The sequence below is a fragment of the Roseobacter insulae genome, assembly GCF_019375555.1.
GTDB lineage: Bacteria > Pseudomonadota > Alphaproteobacteria > Rhodobacterales > Rhodobacteraceae > Roseobacter > Roseobacter insulae.
The window spans coordinates 196,150-212,779 of sequence record NZ_JAHXDN010000002.1 but is presented as its reverse complement, the minus strand read 5'-3'; the positions used below and the strand labels follow the sequence as shown (position 1 = coordinate 212,779).

General features: G+C 60.4%; 15 protein-coding genes. 3 read left to right on the top strand and 12 right to left on the bottom strand.

Going from position 1 to position 16,630, the window contains the following annotated elements:
• Positions 1 to 195: 195 nt before the first annotated feature.
• Positions 196 to 2,325, bottom strand: a complete 2,130-nt coding sequence (gene scpA, locus KX928_RS07180) for a methylmalonyl-CoA mutase (RefSeq protein WP_219500524.1) — start codon at positions 2,323 to 2,325, stop codon at positions 196 to 198.
• A complete protein-coding gene (locus KX928_RS07175) occupies positions 2,288 to 3,229 on the bottom strand; it encodes a hypothetical protein (RefSeq protein ID WP_219500522.1) in 942 nt (313 codons plus the stop codon). The genes scpA and KX928_RS07175 overlap by 38 nt, the downstream gene beginning before the upstream one ends.
• Here KX928_RS07175 and KX928_RS07170 point away from each other — a divergent pair.
• Positions 3,200 to 3,850, top strand: a complete 651-nt coding sequence (locus KX928_RS07170; RefSeq protein ID WP_308342258.1) for a DUF4174 domain-containing protein — start codon at positions 3,200 to 3,202, stop codon at positions 3,848 to 3,850. The genes KX928_RS07175 and KX928_RS07170 overlap by 30 nt on opposite strands.
• Before the next feature lie 37 nt (positions 3,851 to 3,887).
• On the opposite strand, the gene KX928_RS07165 is transcribed toward KX928_RS07170, so the two are convergent.
• The 7 genes from KX928_RS07165 to KX928_RS07135 all read right to left on the bottom strand — a co-directional run bounded on the left by KX928_RS07165 (position 3,888) and on the right by KX928_RS07135 (position 9,716).
• The gene (locus KX928_RS07165) at positions 3,888 to 5,888 is read right to left on the bottom strand and encodes an acetyl-CoA carboxylase biotin carboxylase subunit (protein WP_219500520.1); all 2,001 of its coding nucleotides are present in this window, start codon (positions 5,886 to 5,888) and stop codon (positions 3,888 to 3,890) included.
• Positions 5,889 to 5,998: 110 nt separating this feature from the next.
• A complete protein-coding gene (locus KX928_RS07160) occupies positions 5,999 to 6,205 on the bottom strand; it encodes a hypothetical protein (protein ID WP_219500519.1) in 207 nt (68 codons plus the stop codon).
• A gap of 298 nt (positions 6,206 to 6,503) precedes the next feature.
• Positions 6,504 to 6,851 carry a hypothetical protein gene (locus KX928_RS07155; protein WP_219500517.1) on the bottom strand — a complete coding sequence of 116 codons (348 nt, stop codon included), beginning with the start codon at positions 6,849 to 6,851 and terminating at the stop codon, positions 6,504 to 6,506.
• Between the two features lie 66 nt (positions 6,852 to 6,917).
• Complete coding sequence (locus tag KX928_RS07150; protein ID WP_219500515.1) at positions 6,918 to 7,058, bottom strand: hypothetical protein; 141 nt, start codon at positions 7,056 to 7,058, stop codon at positions 6,918 to 6,920.
• A 214-nt stretch (positions 7,059 to 7,272) separates the two neighbouring features.
• A complete protein-coding gene (locus KX928_RS07145) occupies positions 7,273 to 7,656 on the bottom strand; it encodes a DUF6497 family protein (protein WP_219500514.1) in 384 nt (127 codons plus the stop codon).
• 115 nt (positions 7,657 to 7,771) lie between these two features.
• Positions 7,772 to 8,170, bottom strand: a complete 399-nt coding sequence (locus tag KX928_RS07140; protein WP_219500512.1) for a RidA family protein — start codon at positions 8,168 to 8,170, stop codon at positions 7,772 to 7,774.
• A 13-nt stretch (positions 8,171 to 8,183) separates the two neighbouring features.
• Positions 8,184 to 9,716, bottom strand: a complete 1,533-nt coding sequence (locus KX928_RS07135; protein WP_219500510.1) for an acyl-CoA carboxylase subunit beta — start codon at positions 9,714 to 9,716, stop codon at positions 8,184 to 8,186.
• Positions 9,717 to 9,898: 182 nt separating this feature from the next.
• Between KX928_RS07135 and KX928_RS07130 the strand changes: the two genes are divergently transcribed.
• Positions 9,899 to 11,119: a multidrug effflux MFS transporter gene (locus KX928_RS07130; protein ID WP_219500508.1), complete on the top strand. Its 1,221-nt coding sequence runs from the start codon at positions 9,899 to 9,901 to the stop codon at positions 11,117 to 11,119.
• A gap of 122 nt (positions 11,120 to 11,241) precedes the next feature.
• The gene (locus tag KX928_RS07125) at positions 11,242 to 12,642 is read left to right on the top strand and encodes a helix-turn-helix domain-containing protein (RefSeq protein ID WP_219500506.1); all 1,401 of its coding nucleotides are present in this window, start codon (positions 11,242 to 11,244) and stop codon (positions 12,640 to 12,642) included.
• Positions 12,643 to 12,658: 16 nt separating this feature from the next.
• Here KX928_RS07125 and KX928_RS07120 read toward each other — a convergent pair whose 3' ends face one another.
• The 3 genes from KX928_RS07120 to betB form a co-directional block, all read right to left on the bottom strand.
• Positions 12,659 to 13,273 carry a thermonuclease family protein gene (locus KX928_RS07120; protein WP_257883621.1) on the bottom strand — a complete coding sequence of 205 codons (615 nt, stop codon included), beginning with the start codon at positions 13,271 to 13,273 and terminating at the stop codon, positions 12,659 to 12,661.
• 116 nt (positions 13,274 to 13,389) lie between these two features.
• Positions 13,390 to 15,048 (bottom strand): choline dehydrogenase, encoded by a 1,659-nt coding sequence (gene betA / locus KX928_RS07115; RefSeq protein WP_219500504.1) that lies wholly within the window; start codon positions 15,046 to 15,048, stop codon positions 13,390 to 13,392.
• A gap of 87 nt (positions 15,049 to 15,135) precedes the next feature.
• The gene (gene betB / locus KX928_RS07110; protein WP_219500500.1) at positions 15,136 to 16,593 is read right to left on the bottom strand and encodes a betaine-aldehyde dehydrogenase; all 1,458 of its coding nucleotides are present in this window, start codon (positions 16,591 to 16,593) and stop codon (positions 15,136 to 15,138) included.
• Between the last annotated feature and the right edge of the window lie 37 nt (positions 16,594 to 16,630).

The following is a 16,630-nucleotide window of genomic DNA, read 5'->3' as shown; positions in this document are numbered from 1 at the left end:
AGACCCGCGAGACAAGGTAAGGGATTCCTGCGCCCTCTCATCACATGAAATCAAGACCCTGCGGGTTTTCAAGGCTCTGATCCGCATTGTTTCGCGGCTCAGGACAGCCACGCGAGGCCATGGCGCTGCCTCACCCCGCCCGGTTGTCCAGAGTGATCGGCGAACACCACCCGTCATGCCGGATTGTCCTGACCGTCAGGTCCGGGTTTCACGTATCAGTTTGAGTATATCCTGAGCCGCATTGGGGATGTTCGTACCCGGTCCAAAGATCGCTTTTACCCCCGCGTCATAAAGAAACTGGTAGTCCTGTTGCGGGATGACACCGCCGCAAATCACCAGAATGTCCTCCGCTCCGGCTTCCTTGAGCGCGGTCACCAGTTGCGGCGCCAGCGTCTTGTGACCCGCCGCCTGAGAACTGATACCGATCACATGCACGTCATTATCCACCGCATCCTGTGCCGCCTCCGCCGGTGTCTGGAACAGGGGGCCGACATCAACGTCGAAGCCGATGTCCGCAAACGCCGTTGCAATCACCTTCGCACCCCGGTCATGGCCATCCTGACCCATTTTAACAACCAGCATGCGCGGGCGGCGCCCTTCGGCCTCGGCAAACTCCTCGACAGATTTCTGGATCGCCGCGAAACCTTCGTCGCCCTCGTATGCCGCGCCGTAAACACCCGCGAGCGTTTTGACTTCCGCGCGATGACGCCCGAAGGTTTTTTCCATGGCCATGCTGATCTCTCCCACTGTGGCGCGCGCACGCGCGGCCTCTACCGCTGCTTCCAGCAAATTCCCCCCTTCCGAGGCCCGGCGCGTCAGCTCGGCCAGGGCCGCGTCGCAAGCGGTGCCATCCCGGCTGGCGCGGATATCCTCTAATCGGGCAATCTGGCTTTCCCGTACCGCGGCATTGTCGATGTCCAGAATGTCGATCGGGTCTTCCTGTGCGCGGCGGTATTTGTTCACACCGACAATCACCTCGGTGCCACGGTCGATGCCCGCCTGGCGGGTTGCCGCCGCTTCTTCGATGCGCAGCTTGGGCATGCCGGAACCGACGGCCTTGGTCATCCCGCCCATCTCCTCGACTTCTTCAATCAGCTTCCATGCCGCATCCGCCAGATCGGCCGTCAGCTTTTCGACGTAATAGGAGCCCGCCAGAGGGTCGACCACATTGGTCACCCCTGTTTCTTCCTGAAGGATCAACTGGGTGTTGCGCGCAATCCGGCTGGAATTCTCCGTAGGCAGCGCAATCGCCTCGTCGAGTGCGTTTGTATGAAGAGACTGGGTTCCTCCCAAAACCGCGCTCATGGCTTCATATGCCGTGCGAATGACGTTGTTGTAGGGGTCCTGTTCCTGAAGGCTGACCCCGGAGGTCTGGCAATGCGTCCGCAGCATCGAGGATTTGGGGTTTTTCGGCTCAAACTCCTGCATGATCCGGCTCCAAAGAAGCCGTGCCGCCCGCAGCTTGGCCGCCTCCATGAAAAAATTCATGCCAATCGCAAAGAAGAACGACAGACGACCGGCGAATTTGTCCACATCCATGCCGCGCGCGATCGCCGCACGGACATATTCCCGACCGTCCGCCAGGGTGAAGGCGAGCTCCTGCACGAGGTTAGCGCCGGCCTCCTGCATGTGGTAGCCCGAAATCGAGATCGAGTTGAATTTCGGCATATGATCGGAGGTGTATTCGATGATGTCCGCGATGATGCGCATCGATGGCTCGGGCGGATAGACATAGGTATTGCGGACCATGAACTCCTTGAGAATGTCGTTCTGAATGGTGCCGGACAATACGGATTTGTCGTGGCCCTGCTCTTCTCCGGCCACGATGAAACTGGCGAGGATCGGGATCACCGCCCCATTCATCGTCATGGAAACGGAGACCTTGTCCAGCGGGATACCGTCAAATAGGATCTTCATATCCTCGATACTGTCAATCGCAACACCAGCCTTGCCGACGTCGCCCTCAACCCGCGGGTGATCGCTGTCATATCCCCGGTGTGTCGCCAGATCGAAAGCCACCGAAACACCCTGCTGTCCGGCGGCAAGCGCCCGTCGGTAGAAGGCATTGCTTTCCTCGGCAGTGGAAAATCCGGCATATTGGCGAATGGTCCACGGGCGGCCGGCGTACATGGTCGCCTTCACCCCGCGCGTGTAAGGCGCTTCCCCCGGGACCGAACCCAGATGATCCAGGCCCGCGATGTCTTCTGCGGTGTATACCGGCTGAACCTCGATGCCTTCGAGGGTCTGCCACGTCAGATCATCCAGTGTCTTGCCGCGCAGTTCCGCCTTAGCCAGGTCGCGCCACTTGTCTGTCTTCGAACTCATCTCCGTGTCCTTTTATCTGGGCACCGGGTGGCAGGGTTTTCCCTGCTCTTCTCCGGTCTTGATCCTCTGTCAGCGTGGCGATGCCATCCGCACCGGCGGTCAGCCACATCATGTCGTCTGCATAGACTTCGCGCAGGGCCGCATGGTCTTCTGTCGTGAAGGGTTTCCAACGGTCCATGCCAAACGGCAGGACGTTGCTCGCATCCCCCCGGTCCGCAAGAACGCGGCGCAGTTCGGGCAATTTCGGCGCGCGGTTGAGCCAGTGCCGGTCCGTGTCCATCGGCGCATCCACGCCAGCCCCGCGCGCCAAAAGCACCTCCGGGCGACCACAGAACGTCTCGAACGGCATGACCCTGATGTGGACGCCGGGGACCGCACAGCCGAGATCCGTGATCACGTCACGCCACCCCCGGCGCGATTGCGCGATGGTCCTGAGCTTGTCGCGATCCGGCACCGCGTATCCGCGGGCAACGCCATAGGACAGCGCCGAGCTCCAGTAGAGCTCCAGGCTGCGCGGGCTGATCATGATCGTCGATACCTGCCCTTCGAAGGCGCGGGCAAAGCGGGCCATCCGCTCGCCAATGCCGGGATAAAGACGGCCCGTCCGCAGGTTTTCCCGCACCGTTCCGATCATGTTCGCGTCACTGACGACAAGGGTTTTCAGCCCACGCGCGCGCGCCGCCGTCAGCTGGAGCTGTACGCGCCCCTCTGCGCGCCGGCGCAGATCCCGACCCGTACAGACTTCCGGCCGTGGCACGATGCCGGAGAACAGACCGCGCCGCGTCCGGCCGGGGCCCCAGTACCCAATTTGCGCCTCCGCCAGCGGTTCCGCGTGGCGATGCATGTAATCCTGGAAACTCGTTGTCCCGGTGCGATGAGCACCAATATGAAGAATAACGTCCATGACGCGTCTGACCCGATGAGCAGCGACCGCCCCGACCGGCCTGTAAGATGGGGAGAGCGTCATCATAGCACCCAACCCCTTGCCGCAATTTTAATGGTAAATATGCGCGTATTGCCCATCGCATATCCTGCACACCGCCTTATATTGGTCCTAACAGGAGACGCGATGAAACGAATATTACCCCTTGTTCTGGCGTGTTTTTTTGCCAATGCACCAGCCGCGCAAACAGCCGAAGCGGAGTTGCCCGAAATGCTGTTCGTGACCATGGAAGACGCCGATTTAAAGCAATTTATTTGGAAAAAACGCCCCGTTGTGGTCTTCGCGGACAGCGAAAACAACCCTGCATACATCGAACAGATGCGGCTGTTGCACGAGCGGGAGGAAGAGTTGGATGCCCGCGACGTGGTTGTCATCACCGACACCGACCCGGATGCGAAATCCGATTTGCGGCAAAAGCTGCGTCCGCGCGGCTTCATGTTGGTGCTGATCGGCAAAGATGGCGGCGTGAAACTGCGCAAACCCTTCCCGTGGGACGTGCGTGAAATATCCCGCAGCATCGACAAGATGCCCATGCGCCAACGCGAAATCCGAGAGCAAAAAGACCGCGCGATCGGGCGGTAAGGCAACTGCGAGGTTTCAGCGGCGCGGGACATGGGCGTTATTCGAACTCCAGTATCACGTCATCCACGGCGAGGCTGTCGCCCGCGGTTGCATTGACCTTCGACACCACGCCTTTTCGTTCAGCACGCAGGATGTTTTCCATTTTCATCGCCTCAATGGTGCAGAGCGCTTGCCCGTCCTGCACTTCGTCCCCAACGGCTACGTCCAGCTTCACGATCAGCCCCGGCATCGGGCACAGCAGCATCTTGGAGGTATCGGGCGGCAGTTTTTCCGGCATTTTCCGCGCAAGCTCTGCCTGACGGGGCGTGCGCACATGCACTTTCATATCCGCGCCCCGGGCCCGGATGCGAAAACCGCCGCTGATTTTGCCCACTTTCAGGACAAGAGGCGCATCGCCCACGGTCATCAGCGCCAATTGATCGCCCGGCGTCCAATTGCCACTCACACGCAAAGCCGTGCCGCCCTCGAACGTGACGGTAGAGCCCTCCTGATCCGCCGCGATGCTCACGTCATAGGATTGTCCCTGCATCGACACGTTCCAGTCCGTGCCGACCTTGCGCTCGTGATTGTCCATGCGTCCCGACACCCGGGCGCGTCGTATCTCGGCTACCCTGTGCATCGCGGCACAGGCAGCGGCAATACGGTGCAACTCCGCATTATCGAGTTGAACCCCCTCGAACCCGTCGGGATATTCCTCCGCGATAAAGGCCGTGGTCATATCGCCGGACACGAATTTCGGGTGATCCATCACCGCTGAAAGAAATGGCAGGTTGTGCCCGATCCCTTCGACCTCGAAACTGTCGAGCGCCACACGCATGCGTTCAATCGCTTCGCCCCGAGTCGGCGCCCAGGTGCACAGCTTGGCAATCATCGGGTCGTAATACATGCTGATCTCGCCGCCCTCGTAAACGCCCGTGTCATTGCGCACCACATGCGTGTCCTCGGTCACTTCCGCAGGCGGCCGGTAACGGGTCAGACGCCCGATGGAGGGCAGAAACCCGCGATAGGGGTCCTCCGCATAAAGCCTGTTCTCAATCGCCCATCCCGTCAGTTTCACGTCGTCCTGCGTGATCGAGAGTTTTTCACCATCTGCAATACGGATCATCTGTTCCACGAGGTCGACTCCGGTGATCAGCTCCGTGACAGGGTGTTCCACCTGAAGGCGTGTGTTCATCTCGAGGAAGTAAAAATTCTTACTCCCGTCGACGATGAACTCGACAGTGCCGGCGGAGGTGTAGCCTACCGCCTGTGCAAGGGCGACGGCCTGCTCCCCCATCGCCTTACGGGTTGCTTCGTCCAGGAACGGGCTGGGCGCTTCCTCGACAACTTTCTGGTTGCGCCGCTGGATCGAGCATTCCCGCTCGCCCAGATAAATCCCGTTGCCATGGGCATCGCACAACACCTGGATTTCGATGTGCCGCGGCTGCGTCACAAATTTTTCGATAAAAATCCGGTCGTCGCCAAAAGAACTGGCAGCTTCGTTCTTGGAGGATTGGAAGCCCTCGCGGGCCTCCGCGTCATTCCAGGCGATACGCATCCCCTTGCCACCGCCCCCTGCAGAGGCCTTGAGCATCACCGGGTACCCTATTTCCGTGGAAATTTTCACCGCTTCGTCGGCGTCTTCGATCAGCCCCATGTACCCCGGCACGGTGCTGACGCCAGCCTCCTGCGCGATCTTCTTGGAGGTGATCTTGTCCCCCATCTTTTCGATCGCGCCCTTGGGTGGCCCAACAAATGCGACGCCGGCATCGGTCAGGGCCTCGGCAAACTTGGCATTTTCGGACAGGAACCCGTACCCTGGATGCACAGCCTGCGCGCCAGACGCGCGGATGGCCTCCATCACCTTGTCAATCACGATATAGGACTGGTTTGCGGGTGGTGGTCCGATGCGCACAGCTTCATCGGCCATCTGCACGTGCAGCGCCTGCTTGTCCGCATCGGAATAGATCGCGACCGTTTCGATCCCCATCTTTCGGGCTGTTTTGATGACGCGGCAAGCGATCTCGCCGCGATTGGCGATCAGGATCTTATTGAACATGGGATGTCCTTTTGGCAGTGCGATTGAGAGGATGTATCAGACATAAAAAACGCCGCGCGTGGGCTGCACGCGCGCCGGGTCTGTTAGCGAAAACTCTGTAGCGAGTGGCTTTAGTTACACTTGCTTGGGTAAAGCTGGCAGTACGCGACGTTGCCTGCAGCCCCGACGGCTGCCCCTTGCAATGCGCTGTGTCCGGTGACAACGGCCGTGCCGGCACCGATGGCCGCGCCGCCAACCGCCTGTTCACCAAGCGTGTCGCCACAGGCTGCGAGACCTGCGCAGGCAGTAAGGGCAAGTATGAAACCTTTGATAGGCATTTTGAACATCCTTTGTTTTTGACCACTACCACGGGATTAACGCCCCGTGGACTTTCAGGTTCCGTCGCTGTGCAGTACCCCATCAAAAAGGCGGGCAGTGAGAACGCATGCGCGTCGCACTGCCCGCCAGGGGAAGGGGTACGAATAGTGTACACAGACACGGTGCGGGGATATTCGCGCGCGGCTGCAAACACCACAATACCCGTGTGAGTTGAATTATCTACCCTTTTTCGGCATGACAGGCTCTCATGAGCCATGCCCCGCCTGTGGTGTCCGGTTTCAGGCAAGAACACGCCGATCACCCCTCGAATGCTTCGGGAAATGACTGCCGTGCCACCCGCTCGTCGATTACCAGCAGGGCCGCGTAGTCGGCAGGATCGAAGGAATCTTCGGCGGGAATCACTTCGCGGCCGAACAGCCACGACAAGCGGCCTGCATCGAGGTTGCCGCGTTCGAAGGGTTCGGTGCCGAAATGCTCCCACAACGCCTTAAAGAATGCAGCGTCCGCCCGCCGGTCGGCGGGCTTGCGGTCCTTGAAGCGCGCGCGCTCGGTCAACGGCGTGACGCCGCGCGGATTAAACCTGCGAAGTGTGAACTGGTAATCTGTGCCGGCCAATCGACCCGGGAACCCGCGGTGTTTCAGCATATCGTCCCCCGCCGCGATGGGACGTTTGTGGTCGGGACAGGCCGCAGGGCCTGCCCCGTCGTCATCCTACTTATATTTGCCGGAATAGGTCGGCTCTGTCGAGATCGGCTCAGGGTCGACCACAACGAATTCTTCCTGCTCGTTCGCGCAAGCAGCCACGAGGGCAACAAAGCCCAGTGTTGCCAACAGTTTGATGCTCTTGGACATCGGTTTCTCCTGTCACTTTCAGTGCTGGGCAATTGCGGAAAATCCCTGCAATTGACCGGTTCTTTGTCGAAGATGCCCTTCGGCACCCTCTCCGTCACCATACGATGATTGCGCTGCAAGGGAAATGTTAACAGCGCCAATCCGCCACCCTGTGCCCAGAAAGCCGCAAACTTCCGCTTGCATTCACTATGCTGCGCAACATGTTGTGCTACAATCATAATCCCTCCCAAATGCAAGATCCGGAAGTGACCCGAAAGACATCGATGAACTGTGTCGCATCGGGGTCGGACTGACCAAATTCAACCGGTCGGTCCAGCAACGTCACCGCAACGACATCCGCGGAGAGCGCGAATTCCGACAGGTACGGCAGAGCAACCTGCGCGCATAGATACGCCAAATCCCCCTCGGCATCGGCAAAGGAAACGGTGCCGCCGAGCCTCGAAATATCAGGGGCCAGAAACCTGAACCGCACCCAGGCCTCGGCACCAACCTCGTCAACCAGCACCTCGTATAGCTCGAGTGGCTGGCCCGATGGCACCTCGATCACCGGGTGCACCGCGAAACTGGCCGTAAAGGCAAATGCTGCCACGAAGCTCACGGTGCCACCTGAGTGCTGAGGTCGCGATCTACAAAGACAGGCCGCAGCCGCACGCCGTTGACCGCGCCCGTCTCAGCATACGGAACTGTGAACGCATGATTTTGCCGAACCCGGGTCATGACGCGTCTCTTCGCTTGGCAAGGCAATCGATCTCGACCCGCGCGCCCACCGCTAACGCCGTCACCCCGACCGTCGTGCGCGCAGGCAGGCGGTCGGGTGGAAAGAAGCTTTTGTAGGTCATGTTGAAAGCATCGTAGTCCTGCTCGAACGCCGTCAGGTAACAGCGGCACTGCACAACATCGCCGAGGTCCAGATCCAGCCCGGCCAGAACGGTTTGCAGATTCTGCATGACCTGCCGGGTCTGTGCCGCGATTCCGTCAGCCAGCGGCGCATCCGGCGCCCCCGGTACGGTCGGCATCTGACCCGTCAGCATGACCCAGCCACCGGCCTCGACCGCATGCGAAAACGGCGCCACATGTGTCGGCGCGGTATCGACGTTATGAAACACGGGCATAAGCAGGCATCCTTCAGAGCGGGATATTGTCGTGCTTCTTCCACGGCATCTGCCCCTGCTTGTTGCGCAGGGAGGCAAAAGCGCGGGCGATCCGCTTACGCGTTGTCCGCGGCATGATCACCTCGTCCACGAAGCCCCGCTCGGCCGCGACGAAGGGGTTGGCAAAGCGCTCCTCGTAATCCGCCGTATGTTTGGCAAGCTTCTCCGGATCGCCCAGATCGGCGCGGTGAATAATCTCTGTCGCGCCCTTTGCCCCCATCACTGCGATTTCGGCAGTGGGCCAAGCATAATTGAAGTCTGATTTCAGGTGTTTCGAGGCCATCACGTCGTAGGCACCGCCATAAGCCTTGCGGGTGATGACAGTTACCATGGGCACGGTGGCCTGCCCGTAGGCGAACAGCAGTTTCGCGCCGTGTTTGATCACGCCGCCGTACTCCTGACTGGTCCCGGGCAGAAAACCCGGCACGTCAACAAGTGTCAAAAGCGGAATCTCGAAGGCGTCGCAAAACCGCACGAAGCGCGCGGCTTTGCGCGAGCTGTCGATGTCCAGACATCCGGCGAGAACCATGGGCTGGTTTGCCACCACCCCGATCGTACGCCCTTCGAGCCGGATAAATCCGGTAATGATGTTGCGCGCGAAATCCTCCTGTATCTCATAAAAATCACCCTCGTCACCCAGCTTCAGGATCAATTCCTTCATGTCGTAAGGGGTGTTGGGATTTTCCGGAATCAGCGTATCCAGCGATGCCTCCGCCCTGTCAGGATCATCAAAGAACGGGCGCACGGGAGGTTTCTCGCGGTTACTGGAAGGCAGGAAGTCGACGAGCCGGCGCACTTCGGCGAGCGCCTCGACATCATTTTCAAATGCCGCATCGGCCACGGAGGATTTCTTGGTATGCGTGCCCGCACCGCCAAGTTCTTCTGCCGTGACCTGTTCATTCGTGACCGTTTTGACCACGTCCGGCCCCGTGACAAACATGTAGGAACTGTCCTTGACCATGAAAATGAAATCGGTCATCGCCGGGGAGTACACCGCGCCACCGGCACATGGCCCCATGATGACGCTGATCTGCGGGATAACGCCGGAGGCCATGATATTGCGCTGAAACACCTCCGCGTAGCCCGCAAGACTGGCGACACCTTCCTGAATGCGCGCGCCGCCGGAATCATTGATCCCGATCACAGGTGCGCCATTCTGCACCGCCATATCCATGATCTTGCAGATTTTCTGCGCATGGGATTCCGACAGCGACCCGCCAAACACCGTGAAATCCTGACTGAACACATAGACCAGACGTCCGTTAATCGTGCCCCAGCCGGTCACAACGCCATCGCCCGCAGGTTTTTGTTTTTCCATCCCAAAGTCGGTGCAGCGATGGGTCACGAACATATCGAATTCTTCAAAGCTGCCCTCGTCAAGCAACAGGTCCAGCCTTTCGCGCGCTGTCAGCTTGCCGCGACTGTGTTGCGCGTCAATTCGCCGTTGACCACCCCCCATGCGGGCCGTCTCGCGGCGTTCTTCGAGCTGATGTAAAATATCTTTCATGGCGCCCTCGCTTCTTGGTTAAGGTGCAGCATACCCAACGAAGCTTGCGGATCGAAGGGCTTTTTGGAATATTTGCAAATCCTTTGCACACATCGCGTTGCAAATTGAATAATTGCAAACTCAGCCTGAACGCATAGCTGGTATGCGTGGACAACAAAACCAACCTACCCTAACTAAGGCAGATGAACACCGCGCCCGTCATTCGGTTTCTGGACCGAACCACCCCACCACATATTGCAACGCTCATCCTTCTTGCAGGCATGTCCGCAATGGTCATGAACATGTTCCTGCCGAGCTTGCCCAATATGACGGCGTACTACCAGACCGATTACGGGCTGATGCAGTTGTCGGTGGGGCTGTATCTTGGGATCAGCGCGGTCTTGCAGATTTTCATCGGCCCGGTGTCAGACAGGTTCGGACGCAGACCCGTCATCCTGTGGGGCATCGGCATCTACCTGATCGCAACCATCGGCTGCATCTTCGCACCCACCGCCGAAATCTTCCTGGTCTTCCGCATGTGTCAGGCAATGGTGGCCGTGGCCATGGTGCTGAGCCGCGCGGCGGTCAGGGATATGTTTGATCAGGATCAGGCCGCCTCGATGATCGGATATGTCACAATGGGCATGGCCATCGTGCCCATGATCAGCCCGATGTTCGGAGGTATCCTTGACGAGTTATTCGGCTGGAGAGCAAATTTCTGGGCGTTACTGGTGCTGGGAGCGCTGGTCTTGTGGCTGACATGGGCAGACATGGGGGAGACCGCCGTAAAGAGCGACAAGAGCCTGACCCAACAGTTTGCAGAGTATCCCGAACTGCTGGTCTCGCCGCGCTTCTGGGGCTACTCGCTGGCCGCCAGCTTCTGTTCCGGCGCCTTCTTCGCCTACCTGGGGGGTGGGCCGTTCGTGGGCTCCGTTGTCTTTGGGATGTCGCCCTTCTGGGTCGGTATTTTCTTTGGCGCGCCAGCGGTCGGCTACTTCTTCGGCAATATGTTCACCGGGCTGCTGGCCCAAAAAGTCGGCATCAACAAGCTGGTGCTTATCGGTTGCCTGATCAACGCGACCGGCGTTGCGCTGTCGCTGATCATCTTTCTGCTGGGCGTGGGCAGCCCGCTCAGCTTTTTCGGCCTGATGACATTTGTCGGTCTGGGGAACGGTCTGGTCATCCCCAACGCCACAGCCGGCATGCTGTCCGTGCGCCCGCATCTGGCTGGCACCGCATCCGGGCTGGGTGGCGCCATCATGATTGGCGGCGGCGCTGCCCTCAGTGTCCTGGCCGGCGCCTTGCTGGGGCCTGATACCGGTGCCTTCCCCCTGCTGTACATCATGCTGGCCACGTCGCTGTCCGCAGTGGTGTCGATCCTGATGGTGTATCGTCGCGAACGTCGCCTTGCGCTGCAATCGTAAGAAAACCGGCGGCCGGTTAGGAATGCATTAACCAAGAGACTTCACCTTGCCCAAAGATATTTGCAAATGTAGGTGTCGCGAATCTGCAAAGTTGCAAAGCCACCGGGGAAGGGCAGCGGACCATGGCCACACAAAAACTCTACGCGGGCACCAAACTGCGCGAAGTGCGTACACGGCTGGGTCACACGCAAAAGGATTTTGCCGCCAAACTGGGCGTGTCCCTGCCCTATCTGAACCAGATGGAGAACAACAATCGGCCCGTCTCCACCACTGTTGTCCTTTCGCTGGCACAGGAGTTCGGCCTTGATGTGACAGAGCTGAGCGCGGGGGACAGCGAGCGGCTGGTCAGCGACATGCGCGAAGCCATTGCCGACCCGCTTTTTGCCGACGTTCTGCCCCCCGTCGCCGATCTCAGGCTGGCGGCATCAAATGCCCCGGCATTCGCGCATGCCTTTCTGGAACTGCATCGCAGCTACCGCCAGATGCAGGAACGCCTTGCCTCCCTTGACGAAGCACTCGGGCGTGAGGACGCACGCGCCACTCCCAGCCCATGGGAGGAAGTGCGCGATTTCTTCCACTACTGCGACAACTATATTGATGCCGTGGACCGCGCCGCCGAGCATTTCGCGGGCAAGGAGGGTGCGCCCCGCAACATCCGTGTCGCGGCCGTATCCGCCCTGGGTAACAGCGGCGTCTCCGTAAGCTTCACGGATACGGACAGATTGCGCAGTTTTGATGAAGACACCGGCGCGTTGACGCTGTCCAGACGCGCGCCGCCCGAAAGCCAGACCTTCCAGCTGCTGCTTCAGGTCGCGCTCGTCAAACAGGATGCCCTGCTGGAGGCGACACTCGATCTCGCCCGGTTCCAGTCCACCGAAGCGCGGGCCATCGCAAAGATCGGTTTGGCCAACTATTTCGCGGGGGCCGCCTTGATGCCCTACACGGTTTTTCAGCAGGAAGCGCGCGATTGCAGGCACGATGTCGAAGCGCTGGCCGGGCATTTCGGCGCCTCAATCGAGCAGGTTGCGCATCGCTTGTCCACACTGCAACGGCCCGGCGCAAAGGGTATTCCCTTCTTCTTCGTCCGCGTTGATCAGGCCGGAACAATCACCAAACGCCACTCCGCGACGCGGCTGCAGTTTGCACGGTTCGGCGGCGCCTGTCCGCTGTGGAACGTGCACCGCGCCTTTGAGCAACCGGGCAGGTTTCTACGCCAGCTGGCGGAAACGCCCGATGGTGTACGCTACATCAATCTGGCCCGCGACGTCTCGAAACCGGCGGGCAGGTTTGGCGCACCGGTCAGGCGGTACGCCATCGCACTTGGATGCGAGGTCCGCCACGCGCGCGATCTGATTTACGCCGACGGCATGGATCTGGGTCGCGACGGCGCGTTTGAGCCCATCGGTATCTCGTGCCGTATCTGCGAACGCGCCCAGTGTCACCAACGAGCGGTGCCACCGCTGGAGCGCAAACTGCGTGTCGATCCGAACGTCAGGGGTTTGCTGCCCTATCAGGTGGATTAGGCGACCCCCCCTGCACTTACCTTTTTGAACGACGCCACCCGGCTTTTGACGCGGCCTCGGCCGAACAGAACCAGCGCTCACCCTTGCCGACGTGAATATGCGTGCGCGCATAAAAATGCTGGCCGGGACTGTGATAAATCAGCGCGCCACTGCTGGCGACGTTGCCCTTGATATCGCAGCCGGTTTCCGATGGCTCCCGCCGGGCGGCGCGTGTCTCGCGAAAGTGCGACGGCGCCTGCACGCGGCTGGCGCGCAACCCGAGGGCCTGCACCGCGGCACCTTTCTCCGCCAGAACATAGTCCTGCGAATAGCGCTGATAGGCAAAGGCCAGGCCCGCGCTGACCAGAACATCGGCGATGTCCTGCCCCTGTATGTGGCAGCGGGCAACCGTGCGTCCGTAGCGATCAACCGCCAGAGGCTCGCAAGTCGCGGTGCGACCGCCGAACACCCGCTCCACTTCCGACGTGACCCAGGCGCCGCACCGCCACCGGGTGCCCTGGGCCGTGGTACATTGCTGGTCAGCTTCGGGCGCGTCGATGCCGAACAACCTGATGCGGGTACCTCCCACATCCACCGTGTCGCCATCAATCACGCGCAGCGGTCCGGACAGGGTTTCCCCTGCCTCAGACAAGGACGGCCCCCAGCAAAGCACAACCAACAACAAGAGGTATATCATACGCATGCGGCCGATATGACGCACGGCCGGTGGCGGAACAATGGCATTTGTTAACCTTGGTTACCCGATGGTTACCGTTGGGAGGTTTTCCAGTCGGGATGTATCCACGGTCTTTCATTGGAGCGCGGCAAGGCAGGTTTGCCCAGAAGATGATCCGAAACCTTCTCCCCGACCATGATTGACGGTGCATTCAGGTTCCCGTTGGTGATGCGCGGGAAGATACTGCTATCGGCCACGCGCAGGCCCTCGACCCCGATCACGCGGGCTTCTGGGTCCACCACGGCGTCAGGGTCATCCGCGCGCCCCATCCGGCAGGTCCCGCAGGGGTGATAGGCGCTTTCCGCGTGTTCGGCGATGAAGGCATCCAGTTCGGCGTCCGATTGCACCGCTGCACCCGGCTGGATCTCATGTTTGACAAAAGGTTTGAACGCATCCTGGGCGAAGATCTCGCGGGTCAGCCGGATGCAGCGCCTGAAATCCACCCAATCCTCGGGCGTGGACATGTAGTTGAAGAAAATCCGGGGCGGGTCAGCAGGATCCGACGACGCCAGCGTCACCGTCCCGCGGGATGGCGAGCGCATCGGGCCGACATGCGCTTGGAATCCGTGCCCATCCGCTGCAATCTTGCCGTCATAGCGCACCGCGATTGGCAGGAAATGATACTGGATATCCGGATACTCGACGCCCGCTTGCGACCGGATGAATGCGGCGCTTTCAAACTGGTTGGACGCCCCCATGCCGGTCTTTGTAAAGAGCCATTGCGCGCCGATCAGACCCTTGGAAAAGAGGTTCCAGTGCTTATAGAGCGTGATGGGCTGGCTTGCCGCCATCTGCATGTATAGCTCCAGGTGGTCCTGGAGGTTGCGCCCGACGCCCGCCCGATCGGCGACCACATCGATACCATGCTCTGCCAGATGTGCGCCCGGGCCGATACCCGACAGCATCAGCAGCTTGGGCGAATTGATGGAGGACGCAGCAAGCACCACCTCGCGCGTTGCGTGAATGATCTCGCGACGCCCGCCCTGGAGGATTTCAACCCCCGTCGCCTTGCCGTCTTCGATCACGACCCGCTGCGCCAGCCCGTTGACAAGGGAGCAGTTCGGCCGTTTCAGCGCGGGGCGCAGATAGGCGTTTGCCGCCGACCAGCGTCGCCCCTGCCACACCGTTTGCTCCATGGGGCCGAAGCCCTCCTGCTTCTGACCGTTGTAATCCCCGGTTGCTTCGTAACCGGCCTGCTGCCCGGCATCGACAAAGGCCTTGAAAAGCGGGTTTTTTCGCGGGCCGCGGCTGACATGCAAGGGACCATCCGAACCCCGCCACGTGGTGTCACCTCCATGCCCACCGTCGTGCCAGGTCTCCATCCGTTTGTAATAGGGCAGGACATCCGCGTAGGACCACCCGAGCGCGCCCTCTTTCGCCCAATGGTCGAAATCCCGGGCATGCCCGCGCACGTAGACCATGCCGTTGATACTGGAGGAGCCACCGATCACCTTGCCTCTCGGACAGGCAAGACGCCGGTTGTTCAGATGCGGCTCGGGCTCGGACGTGAACCCCCAGTCATAGCGCTTCATGTTCATCGGATATGACAGCGCGGCCGGCATCTGGATAAAGGGCCCCACGTCCGAGCCGCCATGTTCGATGACAATCACCGATGCTCCGGCCTCGCTGAGCCGGTAAGCCATTGCGCAGCCCGCGCTGCCCGCCCCTACAATTACAAATTCCGCTTGCATTATCTCGTCTCACTCAGCCTCAAAGCGCCGCGCGGCACGCGCATGAAAAATGGCGTGCGCGAACGCGCTCCTTTGGATCACATTCATTCAGAAAGGCGCTTCCAGATCGCCCATGCGCACATAGACAGATTTCAGCTGGCTATAATGCTCGATGGCCGCCTTCGAGTTTTCCCGCCCGATACCCGAGGCTTTTGATCCCCCGAAGGGCGCCTCAACCGGCGCATCGTTATAGGTGTTGATGTAGCACGTGCCCGCTTCGAACCCTGCGGCGATACGATGCGCGCGCGCCAGATCACGCGTAAAGACACCCGCCGCCAGTCCAAATTCTGTATCGTTGGCGCGCCGCAGGACATCGGCTTCATCGTCGAAATCCAGCACCGCCATCACCGGTCCGAAAATCTCTTCGCGCGCAATGGTCATCTCGTCGGTCACATCCGCAAACACCGTCGGCTGGATGTAATATCCATCCCGTTCCATCTGCGCCCCGCCCGTCACCAGACGCGCGCCTTCCGACTTTCCTGTCGCGATGTAGCCCAGCACGATATCCTTCTGGCGCTCGGAGACCATCGGACCGAAGCTTGTGTCGGGGTCCATCGGGTCGCCGATACGTGCATTTGCAAGCCGCTCGCTGAGACGTTGCAGGAAGGCGTCCTTGATGTCCCGATGCACAAAAACGCGGGTGCCGTTCGAGCACACCTGACCCGACGAGTAGAAGTTCCCCAGAATAGCACCGCTCACGGCGTTCTCGATGTCCGCATCCTCAAAGACGATCAGCGGCGACTTGCCGCCCAGTTCCATGGTCACGTGTTTGATACCGTCGGCGGCGGCAGCATATACCTTGCGCCCCGTGGGAACCGAGCCGGTGAGCGACACCTTGTCGACACGCGGATCACTGACCAGCGCGCCCCCAACCTCGCCCATGCCCTGAACGACATTGTACAGACCCGCGGGCAAACCCGCCTCATGCAGGATTTCAGCCACTTTCAGGGCACAAAGCGGTGTCGTTTCAGAGGGTTTGAAGATGGTGGCATTGCCGCAGGCCAAGGCCGGTGCCCCCTTCCAGCAAGCAATCTGCGTGGGATAGTTCCAGGCACCGATTCCCACGCAGAGCCCGAGCGGTTCGCGCCGCGTGTAGACCCAGTCTTCACCGAGCTGGATGTGCTCTCCTGTGAGCGTGGCGGCCATCCCGCCGAAATATTCCAGCGCGTCCGCCCCGCTGGTGGCATCCACCACGCTGGTTTCCTGGTAAGGCTTGCCGGTGTCATAGGTTTCGAGAACCGACAGCGCGTGATTGCGCGCGCGCATCATGTCGGCGGCCCGTCGCAAGATGCGGCCCCGCTCTGTTCCGGTCATGGCTGCCCATGCTGTTTGCGCGGTCCGGGCGCTGGTCACAGCCTTGTCGATGATTGCTGGCGTGGCGGCGTGGACTGTCGCGATCACCTCGCCCGTCGCGGGATAAACAACATCAATCGGCGTGCCGGCTGTATCTTCGACATAGGCACCGCCGATAAAGTGGCTGGCCGTGGGTTGGGTTGGATAGGTCATTGGTTTTCCTGCCTCCGGCGGGGATATTTTAAAACCA